Raw genomic sequence first — 19,329 nt, 5'->3', positions numbered from 1 at the left:
CCTTTGCACTAGTGTAGGATGGCAGAAGGAAACGAACAACTGACACGCATCTTGAAAGCTAGTTGTAAGGAATACTAAGTGTGATGCGCACCATTAACTCGCAACACTTCACCGGTAACATAGCTACTGGCAACAGGTGATAGAAGAAATGCTACCGCCCAAGCAATTTCTTCCGGCTTGCCAAAGCGACGGAAAGGAATCTCTGCGGTGATTTTTTCTTTGACTTTATCTGGAATTGCCCTAGTCATTTCTGTATCAATGAAGCCAGGTGCTACCGCATTTACCCGTACGCCATAACGAGCAGTTTCTCTCGCAAGAGATTTTACTAAACCAATTACAGCTGCTTTGGTGGCAGCATAGTTTACTTGTCCTACGTTACCCCGTTCTCCAGAAATTGAACTGATACAGACAACTGAACCTTGTCCTCGCTCATACATCCCAGAAATAAAAGGTTGAATGGTATGATTCACACCTTTTAAGTTGACGTTAATTACTGCATCCCAGTCTTCTGGAGTCAATTTAGTAAAAAAGTTATCGCGGGTAATCCCAGCATTGGCAACTATCCCGTAAACAGGCCCCAATTTCTCTTCTATTTTAGCAGCCGCTGCTTCCATAGATGCCAAGTTAGTTACATCTGCCTCGATCGCCAAAGCTCCACTTTTGCCTTCGCTGATTTTGATGTCGGTATAAGCAACCTTTGCTCCTAATTCTTGGAGTAAGGTTACCATTGCAGCGCCAATTCCCCGATCGCCGCCTGTAACAACAATGACTTTATCTTCCAGTCCTAAAGATACCATTACCGATTCTCCTTTATATCCTTTAAATTTGTTCGATGGCGATCGCTGTACCGCCACCAGTGCCATGACAAAGTGCCGCCATGCCGAGGTTTTGCTGCCGCTCCTGTAAGGCATGAATCAGCGTGACGATAATTCTGGCTCCAGAAGCACCAATCGGATGTCCGAGAGCGATCGCTCCGCCATTGACATTCAATTTATCAATAGGCACTCCTAGCATCCGGTGAAAAAGCAAGGAGTTCAGGGCGAAAGCTTCGTTATTCTCGAACAGGTCAAAATCCGAGATTTTCCGGTTGATTTTATCTAACAACTTCTTGGCTGCCCCAACTGGCATTTCTACAAAACGCCAACTCTCGCCGCCTTCCCAACTTCCCCCAAGCACTTTAGCAATGGGCTTCAATCCATACTTATCCACTGCTACTTGGCTGGCTAAAATCAAAGCTGCTGCTCCATCACTGATCTGACTACTATTCCCCGCAGTCAGAACACCATTCTTGTTAAAAGCCGGGCGTAGTTTTGTCAGAGTTTCTAGTGATGTGTCCGGACGAATTCCCTCATCAGTATCGATTCTTTGCGTACCTTTTTTGGTAGTAACTTCAATCGAGGCAATCTCATTTTTGAAGCTGCCTCGCTGCGTCGCGGCGGCTGCCCGCCAGTGGGAATCAACAGCGATTTCATCTAAATCTTTGCGGCTAAATCCATAATATTCTGCGATCCGCTCCGTTTGCTCTCCCATGCCTTCTCCTCTGGTTGCATCCATCAACCCATCCCGGAGTAATAAATCCGTTAACTGCTCTGGCGCACCTAAGAGAAATTTGTAACCCCACCTCGCTCTGTGAGAGAGGAAAAAGCCTGTTTGGGACATCGACTCCATTCCCCCAGCTAGAACGATGTCTGCTTCCCCAGCACGAATTGCTAGGGTAGCATTAATTACACTCATCATTCCCGACGAACAAACCATCTCAACAGAGTATCCATTTACTACTTCCGGAATACCAGCTTTGAAAGCTGCTTGTCGGGGTAGTAACTGTCCATGTCCTGCCCTCAGTACATTGCCCATAATATACAGGTCTAATGCTTCTCCTGTGATGCCTGCCCGTTCTAAAGCAGCCCGCATCACGTGAGCACCTAAATCAATCGGCGAAAAATCTGCCAGCACGCCTCCAAATCGACCGAGAGGTGTCCGTACTGCTGAAACAATGTACACGTCACGCATAAATATTTTTACTCACTTCTAATTTTTAATTGCAAAAAGGTGATAATTCTTTGTGAAAGAAGGCAGGGGCAGAAGGAAGAGGAGTGGGAGAGAGGGAGAGTGGGAGAAATATCCTCTCCGTGTCCCCGCCTCCATTTCCTAGCCCCTATCCCCTATTCATCATCCATGCGGGTAAATTCTTCGATTTCTTTATAAGCCTCCTTCATGCGGGCGTAATAAGCTTCTTTGGCAAACTCCTCTAATGCTTTTGTCCCTTCCCTGTAAACAGCATTGTCAAATTCGGCATGAAAAGTGCCTTGCTGATTTTGATAGTCAATGCTTAGATGAGAAGCTTTATATTCACTCGGAGAGCAAAACTGCTGGGTTTCTGTCGAGGTAGCTAGCGCTGTTGTCGATGATTTGCCGCCAGAAATTGCTACTGAAACAGCATCAAAATACCCTGTGCCAACTTCGCGTTGATGGCGAACTGCCGTATATCCATCGGACTCACTTGCAAATTCAATTTCCTGCAATTGGGCATAAGCCCTCATCCCTGTTTGGTAATAGCTACGAGCTAGCTCAAACATGCCATGATTCAAACAGTGGAATCCTGCTAAGGTTACGAACTGGAATTTATAACCCATCGCTCCCAATTCTTTCTGGAAATTGGCTATTGTGGCATCATCCAGGTTTGCCTTCCAGTTAAAAGAAGGAGAGCAATTATAAGCCAATAGTTTACCCGGAAACTCTCGATGAATGGCTTCTGCAAATAGGCGAGCTTCTGTGAGATTCGGTTTGGAAGTTTCCCACCACAGCAAGTCTGCATAGGGTGCATAAGCTAACCCACGAGCAATGCAATTTGCCAGCCCTGTACCCGCTCTTAAGCGATAGAATCCTTCGGCAGTCCTTTCTCCCGTAATAAACGGTAAGTCTCGCTCATCAACATCACTGGTAATTAATTTTGCACTTTCTGCATCAGTACGAGCAACAATTAGAGTTGGTACACCCATCACATCAGCGGCTAGCCGTGCTGCATTCAAATTGCGAACGTGGGCTGATGTTGGAATTAGTACTTTACCACCGAGATGGCCGCATTTCTTTTCTGAAGCCAATTGATCTTCGTAATGCACCGCAGCGGCACCTGCCTCAATGTAGGCTTTCATAATTTCAAAGCTATTTAAAGGGCCACCAAACCCGGCTTCGGCATCGGCAACGATTGGAGCAAACCAATATATATTGTCTTTTCCTTCCAAATGCTGAATCTGATCGGCTCGCTGGAATGTCCGGTTAATGCGACGGCATAATTCTGGGCCGCTATTAGATGGATAAAGACTTTGATCGGGGTACATTGTTCCTGCTAAGTTAGCATCTGCGGCAACTTGCCAACCAGATAGGTAAATTGCCTTCAACCCAGCACGCACCATCTGCATTGCTTGATTTCCTGTGACTGCACCAAGAGCATTGATATAGTCTTCGTTGTGCAGCAGTTCCCAAAGTCTGTTAGCGCCCATTTCCGCAATGGTATAGCGGATTTGCATTGAACCACGCAATTTGAGCACATCTTCAGGAGTATATGCGCGTCTAATTCCATGAAAGCGACCTTTAGGAGCACTTGGAATTAGGGTTTCAAAAGTACATTCACTCATGCTAATAGTCTCCTGTAATTCATTGAGAAAGCGACAAAATTAAGTGGCAAAATCTTTGGTGGTTTATGCTGTAAGTATTTATGGAAAGTTACCTGTACTGACAACTGTGTAATTTTTGCCTGTAAATCATCTTAAAAACTAACAAGATAACGATAGGCTGGAAGTGTCAGGAACTCCTCGAAGTTGTCTGCAATGACAAGCTGGGTAAACAAATCAGTCGCCATGTCAAAAGTTTTTTGCCAAGGGCTGCGATCGGCAATTTCTTGGCGTAATGCCGCGATTTCTTCGTTAAGAAGGGCTTGGAAAAGGGGGCGATTAACACTACGGCTGTCTTCTAGGGTGGTGTTGTGATGGAGCCATTGCCAAATCTGAGCACGACATATTTCCGCCGTAGCTGCATCTTCCATTAAGTTATACAAAGGCACGCAACCAGAACCACTCAGCCAAGCACTCAGGTACAAGACGCCAACCCGAATATTATTCCGCAGCCCCGCTTCGGTGATGGTTCCTGTTGGTACACTGAGCAAATCTGCTGCGGTGATGGTGATGTCGTCTCGTAATACAGATAGCTGATTAGAACCAGGCATTTTACTATCGAATACTTGGCGGGCTATAGGAACGAGGGCGGGGTGGGCAATCCAGGTGCCATCATGCCCATCTCCGGCTTCCCGCTCTTTGTCTGCTTTTACTTTGGCAAGAGCTGTTTCATTAGCAACGGGATCTGTTTTAATCGGGATTTGAGCCGCCATACCTCCCATTGCTAAGGCACCGCGGCGGTGGCAAGTCTTAATTGTCAGCAGGCTGTAGGAACGTAGAAAATGAGTTGTCATCGTTACCTGCTGGCGATCAGGTAAAACGCAATCAGCGCGATCGCGAAACTTTTTAATAAAGCTAAAAATGTAGTCCCAGCGTCCGCAATTTAACGCGACAATATGATCTCGTAGGGCGTAGAGAATCTCATCCATCTCAAAAGCGGCAAGGATGGTTTCGAGTAAGACTGTAGCCTTAATCGTGCCAATGGGTAAGTCAAACGCTTCTTGAGCTGCAACAAATACTTCATTCCACAACTTGGCTTCGTGCCTGTTCTCCAATTTGGGCAAATAGAAATAAGGGCCAGAACCTTGTTCTATAAGCTTGCGGGCGTTATGGAAGAAATACAGTCCAAAATCGAATAACGAGCCTGAAACGGGGCGATCGTCCACTAGCATATGCTCTTCGAGAAGATGCCAGCCACGAGGGCGAGCAATTAAAACGGCTATTTTTTCATTGAGTTTGTAGGTTTTGCCAGTTGTAGGATCGCTAAATTCAATCGTGCGGTTGACAGTATCGCGCAGATTAATTTGTCCAGATACCATATTGTCCCAGGTGGGACTGTTGGCATCTTCAAAATCTGCCATAAACACATTTGCCCCAGAGTTTAGGGCATTGATGACCATTTTGCGATCGCATGGCCCTGTAATTTCAACGCGACGATCTTGTAAATCTTGAGGAATTGGGGCAACTTTCCACTCATCATTGCGTATCGCTTCTGTTGCTGATGGAAAGTCGGGTTGCCATCCAGCATTAAGTTGTTGCTGGATATTTTCTCGCAGTTGCAGCAGACGCTCTCGTTCAGCACCAAAGCGGCGTTGTAGCATGGCAATAAACTCTAGCGCCTGTGGAGTCAAAATTTCAGCATATTTTGCAGAAAGTTTGCCACGAATCTTGATTCCATTTGTGGTTGATTTGTTTGTTTGTACACTGAAGCTGGTGGTCATATCACTAAGTAGCTTTCATGAACTACGTACACTAGAATGCATGAAAAAACTTTCTTCCTTGCCTTCTGCCCTCTAGCTTGAAAGAGGGCTTAGGGGTGTAGGAGAAAAAAGCTCTTTCATCTTTGGCGGGTGAAACTTGTTTGATCGAGACTGACTTTTTCAAGTTAGAAGGGAAAAGCTTAATAAATAACTTTGGATAAGTAAAAGCTGGACGGAAAGGATGATGTGAAAATTATCGAATAGGTTAATCTTTATTCACTTAACCAAATCATTTAAGAGCGTCTTTTAACAGTTGCAAAATATAATGCCAAACCGAAAATTTATTCACAAAGTATTCTGAACTTATTAAGTATATGCATTTCAAGCTCTTTTAATTTACTTTGCTAAACATTGATCCCGCTCAAAAAAACAAATATTTTCCCAACACCTGTTGACTTTAGTTTTTAAATATATATATGCCAAAGCCATAGCTTTTTGGAACTAATTTTTATTATATAAAATTTTTTTATCCAAAAATACATGTAAAACAAGATAACAGCAAAATTTACATTTTTTAATTTATGAAAAATACAAGGTAATGATTTTACCTTTTTATCCGTTGATATTGATGGCAGCTATCGCAAAATATATATTTTCTAACTTTTATTGTTTATAAGTTTGAATTAAAAAAATAAGTGTATGACAGTGCAAAACAGCTCAATGTTTGTCACTGTAGGGGTTTGACACTGTATGACAGTGTAATCAATAGATAAAAGTATTGCTTTTATTCTACTAATTTCATTAAATTAAAAGTTCAGAAATTTAAAATTAAAAAAAAGTTATCATCAATTGAAATAAGTTACTGAACTCACATCTTGTACTATTGCAGACGCAAGCTTGAAATTTACATTACGAAGTTCAACTTGGTAAAGAGAAATAGAGTCTCTGACTCACTCTCAGGACAGAAAAAATAAAAGGGTGAGTTAGACTAACTAACACACCCTAACCAATAGATACTTTTACTACTGAAAAATATTAAGCCTGTTATTGCTTAAATTTTCTTGTTAATACCAATTGTTTTTGCCGTTGATGCATCGGCTATGATTTAACACCGAACCACATATCAGTGAGCTTTTTCATATATGAAAAATAATTGAACCACCAATCTACATACTCTCGTGTAGGAAGTTCTATGGGTTGAGGATATTGTATAGGGTGTTCCATATACTTAGAGTAATTTTGGATTGCTATGTTGATTGGCTCATGATCAAGGGGTTCATCTAATGCTTTTTGAATTTGTGTATCATCAAGTTGTTCACTAATATCCAGAGTGCTTGCAGAGCTAGACTCATGTTGCTCTAAGAATAGAGCGATCGCATCCAATATTACTTGAGAGCGATTGGGATTTTTTCCTGCTCGACGAGATGGGTACAGTTCCTGCGCCAGTTGATCGATGCGCTCTAGTATCTCAGGCGGAATGCGAACAGATACCAAAGGAGAATTTGCCATTTCTGTTTACTTTGATCTCATGCGTTTGGATATTGTATCTTATCGATTGACTAGGTTGACGGTGGCACCAAAGGGACAACCTATAAGCATTTCATCCATTAGTGCATGACTTATTTCCAACAGTAGCCCTGAAAAACGAAGTGGATTTATGACTATATCAGTCAGTTAGTCAATCAATTTATAACTATTGTAATTATTTTTCACTCTTTGCTTGCCAGCAAGAGTATTTTCGTGAAGTATTGTAGCGGTTCAAAAATCACTTTTAAACTTGGGGAAAGTTCCTCACAACATCCTCAAATTTATTTTCTAAGCTAAAACTAGAGCCTTTCTACTTCCAGTAATTTTAGTATAACTAGTATTAATTTATACACAAAAATTTATAAACTGAGGGTGCATAAACTATGACTAAAACGATTTTTAATCTCACACTACCAACTGTGGCGAGTATAATTGAGGATATTATTGAAACCTATCCTCATCATCCCTATCAGCAGGCTTTTTCTATTCCAGACTTACGTCAAGAATTAATTGCTCACGTTTTGAGTCGGGTATCAAATTGCTATGTAGTTGTAGAGGAAGGTCAACAACCATCTATTAACTTCCGATCTCTAGCTTGTTCTCTTAAGGATAGATCGTGCATTGAAGATTCTATTCACCAGGGTATCGAGGAAATTATGTATAAAAGAGAACAAGAATTGAGCCTAAAAATTCCTGAAACAGAAGATCCTGGTTTAGCGCCTTCTCATTGGTTTGGATAGAAGGGAATAGGGAACAGGGGCTAGGAAATGGACGCGGGGACACGGAGAGGATATTTCTCCCACTCTCCCCCTTTCCCTCTCTCCCCCTCTCCCACTCCTCTCCCTTCTGCCATCTGCCTTCTACTTATTAGTTTTTGCCTGGTTAATCAGCTCGGTTATTTTTTCTATGGCGATCGCTATTCCGTGTTGAGCAACAATTGATAGGCGATCGCCCAGTTCAAAGTTTTCTCCTGGAACAATTACCCACCAAGTTTGGGGAAAATAACCGTAAACAGCTTTAGCAAGAGCCAACAGCGCTTGAGGGTTGCTTAGATGTCCTGCTATATAACTATTAGTAGCAGGTAAGAGCGATTTGACTTGCACCTTAGAGTTTTCAGAATTAAAACAAGCGTCAACAAAGATTGCCAAATCAACATTTGCCAAATTTGCCGCGAGTTCGGGAGTCAGTTGGTGAACAGCAATAGATTTCACGTTTGCTAAATGCTGAGTGGCAATTTTCTGGGCTACTCGTTGCCCGATCGCATCATCATTACGCAAGTCATTGCCATAACCAATTACTATAACATTACCGTTCATAATTTATACCAATTCTCTAAAATTGTGCTACACATCAATCTCCGCGTCTCCGCCTCTCCCTGTCTTTGCGTCATTATCTGTAACCGCTTTTTGAAGAATTAGTATTAATCCCGCCATGCTTCATTGACAACGCTCCCATCTGCTTTGACTAATTGAACGTGCAAAGGCATTTGCCCGACTGCATGGGTGGAACAGCTCAGGCAAGGATCGAATGCTCGAATTCCAGCTTCTACACGATTTAACATTCCTGAAGGAATGTCTGAACCATGAATAAAGTGTCGGGCAATTTGAGCGACTGTGCGATTCATTGCTAAGTTGTTTTGCCCTGTGGCAATCAGCAAATTCACTTTTTGGATCAAGCCGTTGTCATCAACTTGATAGTGATGGAACAAAGTGCCACGTGGTGCTTCACTGACGCCAACTGCTTCTAGCTGATTAATACCAGCATTGGCACGGAGTCGATTGGATAATAGATCGGAATCGTGGAGCAAAATTTCAATTCGCTCAATGGATGCAAGAATTTCGATCAGCCGAGCATAGTGGTAGAAAAATGAGGAGCTAACTGTTCCTTTGCCTGCGTCTCTAAACTCCCGCAATTCGCGATCAGCTAGAGGTGTACCAATGTGACTGCAAACATTGAGACGTGCTAAAGGCCCTACTCGATAAATACCACTATCTAAACGACAATGATTTTCTTGATCGGGATATCCTAAAGGACGATAATAAGGAAATTTTAGGTAAGTCCAAGGTTCAACTGCTTCACCGATATATTCTTGATAGCGAGTTGGATCTAGTTTGTCGGCAATGATGTTGCCTGCGCTATCGACAAAGCGGATGTATCCGTCATAGTTTTCCCACAAGCCTTCAGGAGTAACTAACCCCATAAACAAGCTAGGAAAGTTACCAAAGGTTTGTGCTTCTTTTTCGTAATCTTGGAGCAAACGCTTAAATAGATCTAATGCATTTAGTATCGTAGTTCGTACTTCAGGGATACGAGCTTGAATGTGAGTTCTTCCTTCATCAGATAATGCTTCCCGCACACCTCCAGGTATAGCCCAAGATGGATGAATTTTACGCCCGCCCAGAAGCTCAATGATTTCTTGCCCAAATTGGCGCAGGCGAATCCCCCCACGAGCAAGTTCTGGATCAGTTGCAATTAAACCAAAGACGTTGCGTTTGCTTGGATCGCTATCCATGCCCAGCAAAAAATCAGGTGCGCTCAAGTGGAAAAAACTGAGGGCATGGGATTGGATAATTTGTCCCAAGTTCATCAAACGGCGTAGTTTTACAGCGGCGGGAGGAATGGTAACAGCAAGAATGCGATCGCCTGCTTTTGCAGAAGCCAATAAGTGACTCACCGGACAAATGCCACACACGCGCGCTGTAATTCCGGGCATTTCTGCTAAAGGACGCCCTTCACAAAACTTTTCAAATCCCCGAAATTCGGTAACATGGAAATGAGCATCGTTAACTTGTCCTGTGTCATCAAGGTAAATGGTAATTTTGGCGTGTCCTTCAATTCTGGTAACAGGATCAATAATTACTTTTTTCATAATGATTGAACCGCTTAGTAGAGATGGGTTTAGGGTTTAAAGGTCATAATTAAGTGGACATAATTAAAATTAAAATGCTTATCGTTAGCAACTAAATAACCTGAGTTCGGGATTAGGAAAGGAACAGGTAGTAAGCTGAAAATAACGTCAAATCCAGCACCTGTCTTATGTTTAGTTTAGATGCTTTATTTTGCCATGTAGATGATTTCTGTAAAGCGTTTGAAAGTCAATGGTACAAAAAGCTGTTTAGACATGGAGTCAGAAGACGGATTCGGGCTAGTCAACCAGTTCCTGATTTCCTGAGCAATCTTTTTGGCAAAATATTTGCCGAGTGCGCTCAGTGCAAGCTACGCGAATGCGATTATGTTTCTCAAAAACTGGCTAATCAACTTTTAGAAGACTTCGGCATTCAATTTTTTGCGCTTACCTCGTTTTCAACTCTACTTTCCCAATACTTCATGCCATGTCTCCCCAAGCATTACTCACACCTCACAATAGTTCTGTAAGGGAAAATAGCCGTTGTCGATCTAATTCTTGCAAGCGCTGCTTTTCGGCATAAAAAGCTTGGTAATATGATTGCCAGCGTTCTGGCTCCACTTGTGGATCGGTTTGCTGCCACAATTCCAAGAAGTGACGATAGCGCTTTTCTCGTAACACACGCTCCATACAAGCGATCGCTGCTTGTACTACTTGGGGAGTGCGCAGAATTTCTTTTTGGCTTTTCTCGTTGAGATGAAACAGATGGGAAACTAACTCTATTTCTTCAGGAAATTCTAGGTATCTATCTTGCACTGTTGAGATTAGCTCTTGCTCCAAAGGAACAGATGATATTTCTAAAATTTGTTGCCACAAAAATCGATGATGGGAAAGGCTAAATTGTAAATCTCGCTCTTCTAAGGCGTCAGTAATAAATTGACGTTGTTCGGGACAATGCAGGTAAATTCGCAATAACAAAGCCTCTGCTTGTTCTAAAAGACTCTTTTCTAGTGTTGGTGTAGTTTTTTTACTTTCCCGTGTAGATGATTGTGGGGTTATTCTAGGCTGTTTTGGACGAGGAATGTAGAGCGATTGAGAGCTATAGCTATTTTGCGGAGCAATTTGAGTGAGGAGATTTTCTACTCTTAGGGGTAAAAGTCTCGTATCTCCCAGAGCTAATATTTCTGCACAATGAGATACGTAGTAATTAAGCGTATCGCTATTTTCTATATTTTTCAGTAATTTTACTAACTGTTGAGATACTTGCTGAAAGTCAGTAGCCTGTTTCAAGTCCCGATTTTTAATTATTTGCTGAATTTGCCAATCTAGCCACAAAGGGGCGTTTGCTAACAGTTGGCGATAGTCTTCTGGGCTACGTGCCAGCAAGTATTCATCAGCATCTTTACCATCAGGCAAATTCAAGATTTTGAGTTGTACTTCGCCTTTGTATGCCAGTTTAGCAATTTCTCCGATCGCTCTTTCGGCGGCAATAGTCCCGGCTTTGTCGGCATCGAAGTTAAGTATCAATTGTTTCGAGTCGCTGTAGCGCAACACCAAGCGCACTTGCTCTAAACTCAGAGCAGTACCGAGAGATGCGACAACGTTGTTAATTCCGGCTGCGTGGAGGGCGATCGCATCAAAGTATCCTTCTACCACCACCGCTTGATCGAGTTGAGAAATGCCAGCTTTAGCCTGATGAAGTGCAAATAAAGTTTTACCTTTCTGAAAAAGTTCAGTTTCCGGTGAATTGAGATACTTTGGTTGTTGAGACACTGCGTTGCGGGGGTTCCCCCCGTTGTAGCAAGTGTCGTCTTCTCCCAGACTTCTGCCACCAAAAGCGATCGCGCGTCCCATAATGTCATGAATTGGTATTATAATGCGATCGCGAAACACATCATAATAGCCAGTGCTTTCTTTGCGGGGTTTAATTAAACCAGCCTTCTCTACAAGCTGAACTGGATAGCGTTTATCTTCTACCAAATAACGATAAAGAGTTTCCCAACCAACAGGAGCATAACCTAAATTAAATTGCCCAATTGTTTCATCGGTGAGTTGGCGTTTTTCTCGCAGATATTCAAGAGCTAATTTTCCCTGGCTTTGCTTAAGAGCGTGTTGATAAAACTGGGAAGCCGAAGCGAGAACTTCATAGAGTTGCGATCGCTCCGAGAGTTGCCTGGAAAATTCTTGTCTGTGTTCGGGTTCTAGAGTTTGCACGGGTACTTGGTAACGCCGTGCTAAGTCAAGCACTACTTCCGAAAATGAGTGCTTGTGTAAATCCATCAAAAACTTAATCGCGTTTCCTCCCGCTTGACAGCCAAAGCAATAATACATTTGCTTGCTGGAACTAACGGTGAAACTGGGAGTCTTTTCTTCGTGGAAGGGACATAAACCGACAAAATCTTTCCCCCGCCTGCGTAAAACAACGTGCTCCGAGATCACATCATAAATGTCAGCTCGTTGTTTTATTTCCTCTATAGTGTCTGGGTGTAAACGGGGAATACTCATATTTAGCCATTAGTCATTGGTCATTCATCATTGGTCATTAAACTTTAGATCAATTGCTAATGACAAATGATAAAGGACTTCTAATGGCTATTATATTCTTGTTCCCAAACCAACAATAACTAGTAAAAAATCTTACACTTATTTTACTTAAAGGAAATATTAAAAATGGGACGTATTTTTATTTCAGCAGCACACGGAGGCAAAGAAGCAGGAAAACTTGATCCAGGCTCGATTGCAGGTGATACAACCGAAGCAAAGGAAATGATTTTGCTGCGCGATTTAATTGTAACGGAACTACGGGCGCGGAACATTGGTGTTTTGGCAGTTCCCGATGATTTAAGTGCCAAACAAACGATCCAATGGATAAATTCTCGTGCTCGTCGAGGTGATGTAGCGATAGAAATTCATGCCGATGCGGCTAGCAGCCCAGAGGTACGCGGGGCTAGCGTTTTTTATATTGCCAACAACGATGAGCGCAAGATTAATGCCGATTTACTTTTGGTGGGATTGCTACGTCGTGTTCCCCAATTACCTAATCGTGGGGTTAAGCCAGATACTAATTCGGGTTTGGGCAGTTTGGCATTCTGTCGCCAGATCACCGTGCCTTCTTTATTGATGCAGGTTGGTTTTTTAAGCAGCCCAGACGATCGCTCTTTGCTGCAATCTCGCCGTCGCGACTTTGCCATTGGCATTGCTGATGCACTAGCAGCTTGGAGTCGTACTATAGCTCCTGGCTCCGGAGATGAACAAGAACCGAAATTTCCGCCCATCAATATCAACATCAACGGGCAAAAGTACGCCGAACAAGGAATACTAATTAATGGCAATGCTTACATTCCGATTGACTTAGTAGATCGCTTGCGGATTGATCTGTCGAAATCATCTAATGTCCGTCGCATCACCTATCGACGAGTTGTTTATGTCAAAGCTATTGAACTGCGGGACTTTAATATTTCTGTTAGTTGGGATAATACGACTCGTACAGTTACCTTACGCTCCAATTTAGTAATTTGTCCTGGTCAAATCGATCGTATCATGTCGCCGGGTTATACTTCAGAAGTGCAGTTGCAGATATTTCTTAAAAGCAACAATGAAAATGCTTTAGTACAGTTTCCTGAAATAGCGAAACTCTATCGAGAAGAAGCTGCCATAGAAGGAGTAAATTATGACATTGCCTTCTGCCAAATGTGTGTAGAAACTGGATTTTTACGATTTGGCAATGATATCAAACCCGAACAAAATAATTTTGCAGGCTTAGGAAATATTGGCGGTGGTACGCAAGCGGCGTCTTTTGAAAGCGTCAGAGTTGGCGTGAGGGCGCATATTCAACATCTCAAAGCTTACGCTAGTTTAGAACCCTTAGTACAGGAAGTAGTAGATCCGCGCTTTCGCTTTGTTACGCGCGGTGTTGCTCCCTTAATAGATCAGCTATCAGGACGCTGGTCAGCGGAGTTAGATTACGGTGATAAAATTATGGCGATGCTCAAACGCTTGTATGAATCAGCAGGATTTATGTAATTAGAAGGGAATAGGGAACAGAGGCTAGGAAATGGACGCGGGGACACGGAAAGGATATTTCTCCCCCTCTCCCCCTCTCCCCCTCTCCCACTCCTCTTCCTTCTGCCATCTGCCTTCTTAACTACTAATGCATCAACAGTTCGACTAACCTACGAGTAATAGGAAATCCTGTTTGCCGCTCAAAGTGCAAAAACATTGGGCTAGGATTTGCTTCCAGGAAAAAGTATTCTCCGTCATGCCTACGACGCCAATCAATTGCCGTCCACTCTAACATCAATGCTTGAGCAATATCTAAACATTGTTGTTCAACCGTAGCAGGCAATTCTATGGGAATTAACTCAGCTTCCACATCTTGGCGAAAGTCTAACTGACTGCTGCGAATCTCAGCTGTATAAACTGACTTACCAATTACATAGCTACGAATATTAGTACCTGGAATATATTCTTGGATCGTGACAGGAGAAAAACTCAGAGCTAGACTCAATCGTTCTGGTTCTAGATGATCTGCTGTTACTAATTTGGTGTGTGCGCCTCCATATACAGGCTTAAATATTACTTTATCTAAGGATTGGATAAAATTAATTACTTCGTCTGGATCGTTACTAATTAGAGTTTGGGGAATTGTCACTCCTATTTGTTTCACCTTACTCAGTTGCAGAGGTTTTTCTTTGTGAAATTGGTATGCCTGCCAAGAATTTACCCAACGTGGCTGACAAGATTGCATGAGCGATCGCAAAGTACTGATTGAATCATTGATGGCTATTTGCTGCTGATGGCGATCGTGTAAAGGAGGTACAGAAACCCCAGGAAAATTCCGCCAGTAGACACTGTGGATATTTTGAAGTTCTAGTCTGCGTCCTTCTGGCAATATTAAACACCCTGTTTGATTTGGTTGCCAAGATATGCGTAATTGAGTCGGAAATAAAGACGTATCTAGATAATCTGCTATTACTCCTGCCTCCATCAGAGCATTTTTGATAGCTGCGGCATGAGCATCTTCAGAATTGCCCAAAATTAAAATATTCATCTTTAAAAAAACTTGTTAAAATATTTATTTAATAAAATTGCAGCATGATAAATCAAATGCTGCAATTTCATAGTTTAGAAAAAAACAAGGCATTTTTCTGAAAAAATAAGCCCATATATATAGTGGTATTGAACCAAGGTCTCAAGAAGAAATTAAGATGGTTCAAAAACAAAAACCACCGTGTTCAAACCAAGCCTTTGTGATAATTATACCCCCCTCTTCACCTAAAGCTTTGGTACTTACTTGACCTCCTCCTTCTTCACCTAAAGCTTCAGTAGTCATTTCACCACCTTCTTCACCTAAGGCTAGGGTTGTAACTTCACCGCCACCTTCCTCACCTACTGCTAAAGTTGTAGCATCAACACCGCCAGAAACTTTTTCGGCTTCATCGTTACTTATCTCTTCAATTTCTAAACTCAAAGATTTTAGTTCAGAAATGTCTAAATCAAATGGGTGTCGCATAAAAAACTCCAAAAATCTACATGAAAAGATACATTAAAAAGTATCATCAATAGAGTTTATATTTACTTTCTAAGACATATTATAATCTCAGATAAAAACACAGGTGTTTCAACTTAAAGCCATTTGAATTACATAGATGCGAAATTAATATTTCCTTTTTATGAAGTATAGATAACTTCATAATTTAATACAGTTTAAAATAAAAATCTCCTACTTCTTTAAGAAGTAGGAGATTTTTGATGAAATATCTCTTAACAATCAATAACTTTTACTGGAGTCCTAACCATTCTTTTATTTCTCGAACCAACCATTTACGTTCTGCATCAGCTAACTCAGGGCTAAATGCACCTAACTTATATTTTTCTGCACCAGCTTCAAGAGTGATAGTCATCAATTGTCTGTTATTAACAGAAATTGATTCTCTGCTGATAGAAACATGATGAATAGCGGCAGTTTTTCCCTGTCTTTGTCGATAGAGTCTACCAAATAATTTCCATTCTATGGAAAAGTTATTATGAAGAAAACAGATGTGAACTTCTCCAAAACTAGGAAATATTAGCATACTGAGTGGTAGTAAGCCAGCTAGCCAATGAAGTAGTAAAAACGGATAGAAGGAAAATCCTGAAGTTAATATCAGAAAACCATACCAGAAAGTCAAAAAAGCTATTAAAAAAGCGTCTGAAAATTGTAGCCCTCTAGCAGGAATTTTGATTTCTAGCTGACTGGCAGTTTTCTTAAGTTGAATGCGGCTACCGTGGGGTTGAGAAACTAAAAATGAGGATTGAGAAACAAGGCGACTGTTGAGAGCCTCTAAAGCTTGGCTCGCTGTTCTAAATCTTTGCTCAATATCTGGTTCTATCATCCCTTCTAGCCAACGCACAAACTGAGGACTTAAGTTAGTGCGATCGCTAAACTGAATTCGCATATTTCGCTGTGGTAAATCAGCAGGTGCAGTACCTGTAACTAAATGAATTAAGGAGGCTCCCAAAGCATAAAGATCAGAAGCAGGAACTGCTCGACCACCAAATTGTTCTATAGGAGTATATCCGTAAGTACCAACTACTGTAAACGTGCCGCCTTGGGCAGTGGCTTTATCTTGTACCGCCCCAAAATCAACTACATAAATTTGATTGTCTTCACCTAAAATCAAATTACTTGGTTTAATATCACGGTGGAGAACAGGTGGAATCAGCGAGTGCAAATAATTGAGAATTTCTAACACCTCAGCAGCAAATTTTCGCACCTCTTGTTCAGAAAATTTTCGTTTTTGATTCAGTAATTCCTTTAGAGATGAACCGGGAATAAATTCTTGAACTAAAGTAAACCAGAGAATGTGATCGTCAATAGAAAAATAATCGCGGTACTTAGGAATGCGGGGATGGCTTAAGTTTTTCAGTACATCCGCTTCCCGTTCAAAAAGTTTGAGATCCTCCCATTGGAAGCGATCGCCGAAAGCCAACAGCTTTACAATCACAGGTTCTTTTGGCTCAGTTGCTAAGTCTTCAGCCAGCCAAGTCTGACGCCCTGCATTTTGTCCTAATTTTTGCTTGAGTTGGTAGCGCTCCTGTAATATCTGTTCCGCTTCCAGCATGGCAACTATTCCTGTAAAGCACGTAATTCTAATGTAATTCCTAAAACAGGAGTATGCTTGTATGCGCGATCACCTTAACAAACGTGATTTAATGATTGATATTGACAACGGCAGTATCTTGTAAGTACCTATGCATAAATATTTAGCCATTTTTCAACAAGACTGAAATCGCTGTATTCCTTTACTGTTACCTGTTTCCTGTTAAGATTACCCTTGCCTAAATAGATAATTTATTTTGCACAACTACTTAAATAACCTGCCGCAACACAGTCTTCAACTAATTTTTGAATAAAAGCCCATAATTCGGGCGCACCTACTTCTACAGGAGCAATTCGCTTCATCACGCGATCGCGCGTTACACCATGAATGCGCCAAGTTCCACCCTGAGTTTGTTGGTTGTGCAATAACGGTTGTATGCGATCTAATGCTGCGGCAAACTTAGCTGTGGGTGTTTCACTTGCTTCAAATTCTTCCCACAGAAAACGCAACTCATTTCCCAAATCTGCGGGCAAAAGCCCAAATAGACGTTCCGCTGCTTCAGTTTCTCTATCTGTCTTACTACAATTACCTTCGACATCGTAGCAAAAGGTATCACCCGCATCAATTTCTACCAAATCGTGAATCAGCAGCATTTTGATGACACGAAAGATATCAACCCCATCAGGAGCATATTCTGCAAGTGCGATCGCCATCACCGCAATGTGCCAAGAATGTTCAGCACTGTTTTCCTGACGTGAGCCATCAGTAAGCAAGGTTTGACGCAGAATTTGCTTGAGCTTATCAATCTCGATGATGAATTGAATTTGTTTAGTCAGTCGATTAGATGGTGTTATGCTCATCTGCTAATCACCAAACATGGTTATATCAACGAGGTTATAGATCCCGGACTTTTTTGAAAAGTCCGGGATCTGAACAACAAACTTGCCAGCTTATCACATCCTGTTTCAACCGTTGCAAAAAGTATTACATTCGCAGTCTTATCAATCTCTATAGTCAATCACCTCTCAAAAAACTTTTTTTAGGTTATTATGATAACGATTATCGTTACTGTGTATGTTGACTTCCTCGATCCAATCCAACTTAAGCTTAAATTTGCCAACCAGTGAGGATTTCCTGCAAATTAGCCATTTTTGTGCAAACATCTGGGCAAGAGCAGTGCAAAAGTTACGTTTGAGTATCAAGATAGCAATCAGATTAGTTATAGAAATAGGCTTCGTTTGTAATTCCACTCTTTGGTACGGCATTGTTTACCTATATAAGTTTCCTTGACATACAGACAGGCAATTAATTCAAGTTCACGAAATATCTCTAGAAAACCATGATTTTTTCAACAGAAACTCAAAATAAAATTCAAAGTCTTGATATTCCCAAGTGGGGAATGCCAGTTACTATAATTACGGGATTTTTGGGCAGTGGTAAAACCACACTACTCAATCAAATTCTCAAGAATAAGCAGAATTTAAAAGTTGCTGTTCTGGTCAACGAATTTGGTGATATTAATATAGACAGTCAGCTACTCATATCTATGGATGAGGATATGGTAGAACTGAGCAATGGCTGTATTTGTTGCACTATTAACGATGGATTAGTCGATGCTGTTTATCGAGTTCTAGAACGAGAAGACCGCATTGACTATCTTGTGATTGAAACTACTGGTGTTGCTGATCCTCTACCAATTATTCTCACTTTTCTAGGGACAGAATTGAGAGATTTAACTAGGGTAGACTCTATCATTACTCTTGTAGATTCAGAAGCATTTACTCCTAACCATTACGAAAGTGAAGCAGCTTTAAAACAGATAACTTATGCAGATGTTGTTTTACTCAACAAAACTGACCTTACAACCCAAGAAAAGTTAAAGGAATTAGAAGCTTATATTCACGATATTAAAGCTGGAGCAAGAATCCTGCATACTCAATATGGTCAAGTGCCATTGCCTTTAATTTTAGATGTAAATTTGACTCCAATAGATGAGTATACTTCCGAAATTGAGGAGGAGACACACGAACATCATCATGAACACGGCCATGAACATCATAATCATGAAGACACTCACGAACATCGTCACCACCATCACCATCATCATGGGCATCACTCCAACCATTTAGAAAATGATGGATTTGTTTCTGTGTCTTTTCAAAGCGATCGCCCCTTTGATGTCCAAAAATTTCAAACTTTTCTCACCGAACAAATGCCTTCAAGCATCTTTCGTGCTAAAGGAATCCTTTGGTTCAGTGACAGTCCTTTACGGCATATTTTTCAACTGAGCGGCCCACGTTATCAATTAGATGCAGATGAATGGAAAACTACGCCCAAAAATCAATTAGTTTTGATTGGAAGAGATTTGGAGACTAGTAAAATTCACGCTCTAATTAATGAATGTTTGGCATAATTAGAATAGTTGTCAAGTCCTCGTAAAATTACTTGGAATTTAACAACTAGTAAATCTAAAACTTCATCAGTAAAAACCTTCCAATAAAATC

16 protein-coding genes are annotated in these 19,329 nt (G+C 41.4%); 4 read left to right on the top strand and 12 right to left on the bottom strand.

Annotation, left to right across the window (positions count from 1 at the left end):
• Positions 1 to 74: 74 nt before the first annotated feature.
• From phaB to U2718_RS02320, 5 genes are all read right to left on the bottom strand, one after another.
• Positions 75 to 863, bottom strand: coding sequence for an acetoacetyl-CoA reductase PhaB (phaB, locus tag U2718_RS02340; RefSeq protein WP_341994690.1), 789 nt, complete (start codon positions 861 to 863; stop codon positions 75 to 77).
• Positions 820 to 2,010 carry an acetyl-CoA acetyltransferase PhaA gene (phaA, locus tag U2718_RS02335; RefSeq protein WP_341994688.1) on the bottom strand — a complete coding sequence of 397 codons (1,191 nt, stop codon included), beginning with the start codon at positions 2,008 to 2,010 and terminating at the stop codon, positions 820 to 822. The genes phaB and phaA overlap by 44 nt, the downstream gene beginning before the upstream one ends.
• A gap of 152 nt (positions 2,011 to 2,162) precedes the next feature.
• Complete coding sequence (gene aceA / locus U2718_RS02330) at positions 2,163 to 3,635, bottom strand: isocitrate lyase (protein WP_341994687.1); 1,473 nt, start codon at positions 3,633 to 3,635, stop codon at positions 2,163 to 2,165.
• A gap of 131 nt (positions 3,636 to 3,766) precedes the next feature.
• On the bottom strand, positions 3,767 to 5,392 hold the full coding sequence (gene aceB, locus U2718_RS02325; RefSeq protein ID WP_341994685.1) for a malate synthase A: 1,626 nt from the start codon (positions 5,390 to 5,392) through the stop codon (positions 3,767 to 3,769).
• Between the two features lie 1,077 nt (positions 5,393 to 6,469).
• Positions 6,470 to 6,880, bottom strand: a complete 411-nt coding sequence (locus tag U2718_RS02320; protein WP_341994684.1) for a ribbon-helix-helix domain-containing protein — start codon at positions 6,878 to 6,880, stop codon at positions 6,470 to 6,472.
• Between the two features lie 401 nt (positions 6,881 to 7,281).
• On the opposite strand from U2718_RS02320, the gene U2718_RS02315 reads away from it, so the two are divergent.
• Complete coding sequence (locus tag U2718_RS02315; RefSeq protein WP_341994682.1) at positions 7,282 to 7,638, top strand: hypothetical protein; 357 nt, start codon at positions 7,282 to 7,284, stop codon at positions 7,636 to 7,638.
• A gap of 120 nt (positions 7,639 to 7,758) precedes the next feature.
• Here U2718_RS02315 and U2718_RS02310 read toward each other — a convergent pair whose 3' ends face one another.
• Positions 7,759 to 8,214, bottom strand: a complete 456-nt coding sequence (locus tag U2718_RS02310) for a hydrogenase maturation protease (protein ID WP_341994680.1) — start codon at positions 8,212 to 8,214, stop codon at positions 7,759 to 7,761.
• Between the two features lie 104 nt (positions 8,215 to 8,318).
• Positions 8,319 to 9,767 (bottom strand): Ni/Fe hydrogenase subunit alpha, encoded by a 1,449-nt coding sequence (locus U2718_RS02305; protein ID WP_341994679.1) that lies wholly within the window; start codon positions 9,765 to 9,767, stop codon positions 8,319 to 8,321.
• Between the two features lie 167 nt (positions 9,768 to 9,934).
• Between U2718_RS02305 and U2718_RS02300 the strand changes: the two genes are divergently transcribed.
• Positions 9,935 to 10,273 carry a hypothetical protein gene (locus U2718_RS02300; protein ID WP_341994678.1) on the top strand — a complete coding sequence of 113 codons (339 nt, stop codon included), beginning with the start codon at positions 9,935 to 9,937 and terminating at the stop codon, positions 10,271 to 10,273.
• Here the strand turns inward: U2718_RS02300 and dnaG are convergent.
• A complete protein-coding gene (gene dnaG, locus U2718_RS02295; RefSeq protein ID WP_341994677.1) occupies positions 10,257 to 12,248 on the bottom strand; it encodes a DNA primase in 1,992 nt (663 codons plus the stop codon). The two genes, U2718_RS02300 and dnaG, sit on opposite strands and share 17 nt — an antisense overlap.
• A gap of 165 nt (positions 12,249 to 12,413) precedes the next feature.
• Here dnaG and U2718_RS02290 point away from each other — a divergent pair, with 165 nt between their 5' ends.
• Positions 12,414 to 13,766, top strand: a complete 1,353-nt coding sequence (locus U2718_RS02290) for an N-acetylmuramoyl-L-alanine amidase (protein WP_341994676.1) — start codon at positions 12,414 to 12,416, stop codon at positions 13,764 to 13,766.
• 124 nt (positions 13,767 to 13,890) lie between these two features.
• On the opposite strand, the gene U2718_RS02285 is transcribed toward U2718_RS02290, so the two are convergent.
• The 4 genes from U2718_RS02285 to U2718_RS02270 form a co-directional block, all read right to left on the bottom strand.
• Entirely contained in the window at positions 13,891 to 14,793 is a 903-nt protein-coding gene (locus U2718_RS02285; RefSeq protein WP_341994674.1) for an MvdC/MvdD family ATP grasp protein, read from the bottom strand.
• 162 nt (positions 14,794 to 14,955) lie between these two features.
• Positions 14,956 to 15,255: a hypothetical protein gene (locus U2718_RS02280; RefSeq protein ID WP_341994672.1), complete on the bottom strand. Its 300-nt coding sequence runs from the start codon at positions 15,253 to 15,255 to the stop codon at positions 14,956 to 14,958.
• Between the two features lie 268 nt (positions 15,256 to 15,523).
• Positions 15,524 to 16,846, bottom strand: coding sequence for a serine/threonine-protein kinase (locus tag U2718_RS02275; protein ID WP_341994670.1), 1,323 nt, complete (start codon positions 16,844 to 16,846; stop codon positions 15,524 to 15,526).
• Positions 16,847 to 17,076: 230 nt separating this feature from the next.
• On the bottom strand, positions 17,077 to 17,685 hold the full coding sequence (locus U2718_RS02270) for an HD domain-containing protein (protein ID WP_341994668.1): 609 nt from the start codon (positions 17,683 to 17,685) through the stop codon (positions 17,077 to 17,079).
• 479 nt (positions 17,686 to 18,164) lie between these two features.
• Between U2718_RS02270 and U2718_RS02265 the strand changes: the two genes are divergently transcribed.
• The gene (locus U2718_RS02265; RefSeq protein WP_341994666.1) at positions 18,165 to 19,238 is read left to right on the top strand and encodes a GTP-binding protein; all 1,074 of its coding nucleotides are present in this window, start codon (positions 18,165 to 18,167) and stop codon (positions 19,236 to 19,238) included.
• Positions 19,239 to 19,329: the final 91 nt, after the last annotated feature.

Source organism: Chlorogloeopsis sp. ULAP02, assembly GCF_038404745.2.
Lineage (GTDB): Bacteria > Cyanobacteriota > Cyanobacteriia > Cyanobacteriales > Nostocaceae > Chlorogloeopsis.
Note: the sequence above shows the minus strand (reverse complement) of the source record. Positions and strands in the feature narration are given on the sequence as shown.

What these genes read in the sequence shown, in the direction of transcription:
- U2718_RS02320 (WP_341994684.1), bottom strand. Translation starts at nt 6,880, where the DNA reads ATGGCAAATTCTCCTTTGGTATCTGTTCGCATTCCGCCTGAGATACTA.
- U2718_RS02290 (WP_341994676.1), top strand. Translation starts at nt 12,414, where the DNA reads ATGGGACGTATTTTTATTTCAGCAGCACACGGAGGCAAAGAAGCAGGA.
- aceB (WP_341994685.1), bottom strand. Translation starts at nt 5,392, where the DNA reads ATGACCACCAGCTTCAGTGTACAAACAAACAAATCAACCACAAATGGA.
- dnaG (WP_341994677.1), bottom strand. Translation starts at nt 12,248, where the DNA reads ATGAGTATTCCCCGTTTACACCCAGACACTATAGAGGAAATAAAACAA.
- U2718_RS02300 (WP_341994678.1), top strand. Translation starts at nt 9,935, where the DNA reads ATGTTTAGTTTAGATGCTTTATTTTGCCATGTAGATGATTTCTGTAAA.
- phaA (WP_341994688.1), bottom strand. Translation starts at nt 2,010, where the DNA reads ATGCGTGACGTGTACATTGTTTCAGCAGTACGGACACCTCTCGGTCGA.
- U2718_RS02305 (WP_341994679.1), bottom strand. Translation starts at nt 9,767, where the DNA reads ATGAAAAAAGTAATTATTGATCCTGTTACCAGAATTGAAGGACACGCC.
- phaB (WP_341994690.1), bottom strand. Translation starts at nt 863, where the DNA reads ATGGCACTGGTGGCGGTACAGCGATCGCCATCGAACAAATTTAAAGGA.
- U2718_RS02275 (WP_341994670.1), bottom strand. Translation starts at nt 16,846, where the DNA reads ATGCTGGAAGCGGAACAGATATTACAGGAGCGCTACCAACTCAAGCAA.
- U2718_RS02265 (WP_341994666.1), top strand. Translation starts at nt 18,165, where the DNA reads ATGATTTTTTCAACAGAAACTCAAAATAAAATTCAAAGTCTTGATATT.
- U2718_RS02310 (WP_341994680.1), bottom strand. Translation starts at nt 8,214, where the DNA reads ATGAACGGTAATGTTATAGTAATTGGTTATGGCAATGACTTGCGTAAT.
- aceA (WP_341994687.1), bottom strand. Translation starts at nt 3,635, where the DNA reads ATGAGTGAATGTACTTTTGAAACCCTAATTCCAAGTGCTCCTAAAGGT.
- U2718_RS02285 (WP_341994674.1), bottom strand. Translation starts at nt 14,793, where the DNA reads ATGAATATTTTAATTTTGGGCAATTCTGAAGATGCTCATGCCGCAGCT.
- U2718_RS02315 (WP_341994682.1), top strand. Translation starts at nt 7,282, where the DNA reads ATGACTAAAACGATTTTTAATCTCACACTACCAACTGTGGCGAGTATA.
- U2718_RS02270 (WP_341994668.1), bottom strand. Translation starts at nt 17,685, where the DNA reads ATGAGCATAACACCATCTAATCGACTGACTAAACAAATTCAATTCATC.
- U2718_RS02280 (WP_341994672.1), bottom strand. Translation starts at nt 15,255, where the DNA reads ATGCGACACCCATTTGATTTAGACATTTCTGAACTAAAATCTTTGAGT.